Origin of the sequence: Pseudomonas sp. MD195_PC81_125, assembly GCF_014060985.1 — a bacterium.
GTDB classification, from domain to species: domain Bacteria; phylum Pseudomonadota; class Gammaproteobacteria; order Pseudomonadales; family Pseudomonadaceae; genus Aquipseudomonas; species Aquipseudomonas parakoreensis.
This window is the reverse complement of the sequence record NZ_JABULD010000387.1, coordinates 1-5037: the sequence shown is the minus strand read 5'-3', so window position 1 is coordinate 5037 and position 5037 is coordinate 1. Positions and strand designations below refer to the sequence as shown.

The window sequence follows — 5037 nt, the reverse complement described above, 5'->3', positions numbered from 1 at the left end:
GGAACGACAGCGCCAGCATCTTCAGCGACGGGTGCTTGTCGATGAATTCGCTGATCTTGCCCGAGGCCGCCATCATCACCAGCACGGCAACGACGATTGCCGCGACCATCACCGGCACATGGGAGACCATGCCGACGGCGGTGATCACCGAATCCAGCGAGAACACGATGTCGATGATCGCGATCTGGATGATGGTGTAGAGGAAATTGCCGCCCTTGCCCGAAGGCTCGTCGCCGCTTTCGTCTTCGCCTTCGAGTGCGTGGTACATCTCTTGCGAGCTCTTCCACAGCAGGAACAGGCCACCGAAGAACAGGATCAGGTCGCGCCCGGAAATGCCCTGGCCGAACACCACGAACAGGTCGGCGGTGAGGCGCATGACCCAGGTGATCGACAGCAGCAACAGGATCCGCGTGATCATCGCCAGACCCAGGCCGAAGATCCGCGTGCGCTGCTGCATGTGCTTGGGCATGCGGCTGACCAGGATCGAAATCATGATGATGTTATCGATGCCCAGAACGATTTCCAGGGCGGTCAGAGTAAAGAAGGCAACCCAGATTTCGGGGTTGGTCAGCCAATCCATGTGTATTCCTTTGAGCGAGTGTTAAACCATGACGCCAGCAAGCAGCTGGCGTCATGGTGAGTGAATGCCGTTACATCGTGCTGAACAGCGGGAATGTCCCCAGCAGCAAGGCGGCCACCAGTATGCACAGGCAGACCAGCACTGCCCACTTCAGGGTGAAACGCTGGTGGTCACCGAACTCGATACCGGCCAGCGCCACCAGCAGGTACGTCGACGGTACCAGCGGGCTGAGCAAGTGGACGGGCTGACCGACGATCGAGGCACGGGCCATTTCCACCGCGGTGATGCCGTAATGGCTGGCCGCTTCGGAGAGCACCGGCAACACGCCGTAGTAGAACGCGTCGTTCGACATGAAGAACGTGAACGGCATGCTCACCAGCGCCGTGATTACCGCGAGATAGGGCCCGAGGAAGTCCGGGATCACCGCCAGCAGACTTTTCGACATGGCGTCGACCATGCCGGTTCCGGACAGGATACCGGTGAAGATACCCGCCGCGAAAATCAGACTGACCACCGACAGCACGCTGCCGGCGTGGGCCGCCACGCGGTCCTTCTGCATTTGCAGGCACGGGTAGTTGACGATCATCGCGATGCTGAACGCCACCATGAACAGCACCGGCAGCGGCAGCAGGCCGGCGATCAGGGTGCACATCAGCGCCAGGGTCAGCAGGCCGTTGAACCAGATCAGCTTCGGACGACGGGCATCGGGGAACTGCGAGACGCTGATTTCGCTGTGATCGATCTCGTCGCCGATCAGGTGCAACTCGCCCAGACGCGCACGTTCACGTTTGCCGTAGAAGTAGGCAATGATCAGGATCGCCACCACACCGGCGGCCATCGCCGGGATCATCGGCACGAAGATGTCCGACGGGTCCACATGCAGCGCACTGGCGGCGCGGGCGGTCGGGCCACCCCACGGGGTCATGTTCATCACGCCACCGGCGAGGATGATCAGACCGGCCATGATCCGCGGGCTCATGCCGATGCGGCTGTACAGCGGCAGCATGGCGGCCACGCAGATCATGTAAGTGGTCGCGCCGTCACCATCGAGGGAGACGACGAGCGCCAGCACGGCGGTACCGACCGAAACTTTCAACGGGTCGCCCTTGACCAGTTTGAGGATCTTGCGCACGGCCGGGTCAAACAGGCCGGAGTCGATCATCAGGGCGAAGTACAGAATGGCGAACATCAGCATCACGCCGGTCGGCGCAAGCTTGGTAATACCTTCGAGCATCATCGGGCCGATCTTCGGCGCGAAACCACCGAACAGGGCGAACAGGATCGGGATGATGATCAGGGCGATCAGCGCAGACAGGCGCTTGGTCATGATCAGGAACATGAACGTGATGACCATGGCGAAGCCAAGGAAAGTCAGCATGGGATTACTCCAGGCGTAGCGCGGCTAATTGAGTGAGCGGATCGGAAGGGATCAGCGCAGAACGGGAAGCACGAGACGTACGGGCGGAGTTTCAGCGAGAAGGCGGGCTACAGAGGACATCAGAATCACCATTGTTGTTGTTAATTGGGCCTGACATGCGAGCGATCACACGCGTTGGCCAACCGGTCTGTTGCCGGTAGTGGCGGCGATCCTAATCGGGCAACCTTTCAGCTACCTTTCGTTGACCGGAAAACAGACAGGTCCAGCGGCCGCATCGCGCCCATCCAGATCGCGTGCTCGGTGTGATCGAGCAAATCGTCGCCGGTGTCGGGGTGAAGGAACACCACCAGGCCCTTGCGATTGAGTGCCAGCCACGGCAATACCTCGCCGATCATCTGCGGGCCGAAGGCCAACTGGCAGCTCCAGTCAGGGTGCGGGCCGACCGGGCGTTCATGAACGCGGCCCATCTTCAATGGAAACGACTGCGCGGCTTGCTCACACAACGCGCGTGCCTGATCGATGGTGTCGGCATCGAAATAGATGTGGGCGTGGTAGCCCTTGATCGCTGGCATCTGAAACCCTCGCAAATCGGTTCGAACCCTGGGCGGTGCCCATATGTCACACGCCATACAAGGGATTATAAAAAGGATCAGCCATGAAAAATGCCGAAACCCCGACGGTGAAAGTGGTGCTCTATGGTGCCATGGCCAGCCTGGGCGGTGCGTTGATGGCTGAGTTGCTGCGACGCCAGCACGAAGTCATCACGATTCTCGACGATTTGAACGTACTCGCGCCACGTCCCGGCCTGCGCACTAAAAGCGGCGATTTGTTCGATGCCGAGCGGGTCAAGCAAAGCGTAGCTGGCAGCTCGGCAGTGATCTGTCTGCTGGACGCGCCGGGCTTGCCGTTCAGCAGCGACCATGTGGAAAGGTCCGTGGTGCTCGGGCCGGTGGAACAAGTGCTGGCGGTCGATGCGCTGGTCGACGGCCTGCAAGCGGCCAATGTTTCACGGCTGTTTCTGGTGGGGAATTTTGCCGTGCTCGACGAGCCGGAACTGGACGACGGCCTGCAACGCCACGCCGCCGAAGAAATCCGCGAAGCCCTGCAGAGCAGTCCGCTGCAGTGGACGCTGGTGAACGCACCTCATGGCGTGGCGGGGCTGACCATCGAGCATTTCAGCCAGGTCGGCGGCAATCTTGAGCCAGGGCTGGCGGAGCCGCTGGAGCGGCTGAACCGGGTCGCGGTGGGGATTGCCGATGAGCTGCGGCTGAACCTGCATGTCGGGCAGCATGTGAATTTTGTGGCGACGTCGGATACGTAAAAGATCGCAGCCTGCGGCAGCTCCTACAGAGAGTTGTTTTTGATGTTCAAACCGCAATCGACGGCAGCGCCACCCCGGCAAGGGATTCGGCGCTGCTGGCCTGCTCGGCCATCAACCAGTCGACAAACTGCTGAATCAACGCGCCCCGGCGTTTGCGTTGCGGCAGCACCACGTAATAACCCAGGCGCGACAACGTGGTCTCGGCGATCGGCCGACACAGCAAGCCTTGGCTCAGCAAGTTATCCACAAGGTGGCGCCAGCCGATGGCCACGCCTTGGCCGCCAATCGCCGCTTGAATCAACAGCGTGTAGTTGTCGAAGCGCAATTGCCCCGGTGCCGGCGGGGTGCTGATGCCCAGTTCGCGAAACAGCCCGCTCCAGTCAAACCAGTTGCTGCTGTTTTCCCCGCGCAGATGCAGCAGCGGAAACTCCAGCAACGCCTGGGCAGGCAAAGGCAGGGCGCGCTCCTTGAGCAGTTGCGGGCTGCACACCGGGAACACTTCTTCGCTGAACAGCCAATGGCTTTCGCCCTGTTTGAAGCGCCCGTCACCAAACAGGATCGCGACATCGATGTCGGTGCGCAGCATGTTGTGGTTGCGCTCGCTGGTGACCAGGCTGACATCGACGTTCGGATTGGCTTCATGGAAGCGGTGCAGGCGCGGCATCAGCCAATAGGCGGCGAAGGCGAAATCGGTGGCGACCTGCAATACCTCGTGTTGTTGCTGCGTGCTGATCGCACTCAATCCTGCGTCAACATGCTGCAAACCGAGCTGAACCTGCTCGAACAGGATCGCGCCGCCCTCGGTCAGTTCAATACCGCGATAGATCCGGTCAAACAGTCGTGCTCCCAGCTGTTCTTCCAGACGCTTGATCTGCTGGCTGATCGCTGGCTGCGTGGTGCCCAGCTCAACCGCCGCCGCAGTAAAACTGCGGTGACGGGCCGCCGCTTCGAAGGCACGTAACAGATCGAGTGACAGATTGCCGAGGGCTTCATACATAAGCTGTGCTTATCCTAGTCATTGTCCGGGGCGGGCTTTACCCGACAGAGCATGGACTCCATGCTCGATCGCAGCAATGTCGCATAACTATTCACTATGGAATGCCGCGATCACATGAAGCGCAAGAACATTCTTTTCATCATGGCCGATCAAATGGCCGCGCCAATGTTGCCGATCTACGGCCCGTCGCCGATCAAATTGCCGAATCTTTCGCGCCTCGCCGCTCAGGGCGTGGTGTTCGATGCTGCTTACTGCAACAGCCCGTTGTGCGCGCCGTCGCGTTTTACCTTGGTCAGCGGCCAGCTGCCGAGCAAGATCGGCGCCTACGACAACGCCGCCGACTTTCCCGCTGACATTCCGACTTACGCCCACTACCTGCGACGTCTCGGCTATCGCACCGCGCTATCAGGCAAAATGCATTTCTGCGGCCCGGACCAATTGCACGGCTACGAAGAGCGTCTGACCAGCGACATCTACCCGGCCGACTACGGCTGGGCGGTGAACTGGGACGAACCGGACGTGCGCCCGAGCTGGTATCACAACATGTCGTCGGTATTGCAGGCCGGGCCGTGCGTGCGCACCAATCAGCTCGACTTCGACGAAGAGGTGGTGTTCAAGGCCCAGCAATACCTGTTCGATCACATCCGCGAGGACGGCGACCAACCGTTCTGCCTGACCGTGTCGATGACGCACCCACACGACCCATACACCATTCCCAAGGCGTTCTGGGATTTGTACGACGACGCGGATATCCCGCTTCC

6 protein-coding genes are annotated in these 5037 nt (G+C 60.6%); 2 read left to right on the top strand and 4 right to left on the bottom strand.

Going from position 1 to position 5037, the window contains the following annotated elements; all coding sequences use genetic code 11:
• From HT737_RS15900 to HT737_RS15890, 3 genes are all read right to left on the bottom strand, one after another.
• Window positions 1-580: TerC family protein (locus HT737_RS15900; protein ID WP_182403219.1), on the bottom strand; the 580-nt coding region annotated here is incomplete at its 3' end.
• Window positions 581-650: 70 nt separating this feature from the next.
• Window positions 651-1958, bottom strand: coding sequence for a CitMHS family transporter (locus tag HT737_RS15895; RefSeq protein WP_041073646.1), 1308 nt, complete (start codon window positions 1956-1958; stop codon window positions 651-653).
• Window positions 1959-2185: 227 nt separating this feature from the next.
• Window positions 2186-2530 carry a DOPA 4,5-dioxygenase family protein gene (locus HT737_RS15890; protein ID WP_047297438.1) on the bottom strand — a complete coding sequence of 115 codons (345 nt, stop codon included), beginning with the start codon at window positions 2528-2530 and terminating at the stop codon, window positions 2186-2188.
• An 83-nt stretch (window positions 2531-2613) separates the two neighbouring features.
• Between HT737_RS15890 and HT737_RS15885 the strand changes: the two genes are divergently transcribed.
• Complete coding sequence (locus HT737_RS15885; protein WP_041073642.1) at window positions 2614-3279, top strand: NAD(P)-dependent oxidoreductase; 666 nt, start codon at window positions 2614-2616, stop codon at window positions 3277-3279.
• Between the two features lie 46 nt (window positions 3280-3325).
• Here HT737_RS15885 and HT737_RS15880 read toward each other — a convergent pair whose 3' ends face one another.
• Entirely contained in the window at window positions 3326-4276 is a 951-nt protein-coding gene (locus tag HT737_RS15880; protein WP_182403217.1) for a choline sulfate utilization transcriptional regulator, read from the bottom strand.
• 114 nt (window positions 4277-4390) lie between these two features.
• Between HT737_RS15880 and HT737_RS15875 the strand changes: the two genes are divergently transcribed.
• Window positions 4391-5037, top strand: a 647-nt coding sequence (locus tag HT737_RS15875; RefSeq protein WP_182403214.1) for a sulfatase-like hydrolase/transferase, incomplete at its 3' end; no start/stop codon positions are given.

Excerpts from the sequence above, each read along its gene's own strand:
- HT737_RS15890 (WP_047297438.1), bottom strand. The coding sequence starts at position 2,530 with ATGCCAGCGATCAAGGGCTACCACGCCCACATCTATTTCGATGCCGAC.
- HT737_RS15885 (WP_041073642.1), top strand. The coding sequence starts at position 2,614 with ATGAAAAATGCCGAAACCCCGACGGTGAAAGTGGTGCTCTATGGTGCC.
- HT737_RS15895 (WP_041073646.1), bottom strand. The coding sequence starts at position 1,958 with ATGCTGACTTTCCTTGGCTTCGCCATGGTCATCACGTTCATGTTCCTG.
- HT737_RS15880 (WP_182403217.1), bottom strand. The coding sequence starts at position 4,276 with ATGTATGAAGCCCTCGGCAATCTGTCACTCGATCTGTTACGTGCCTTC.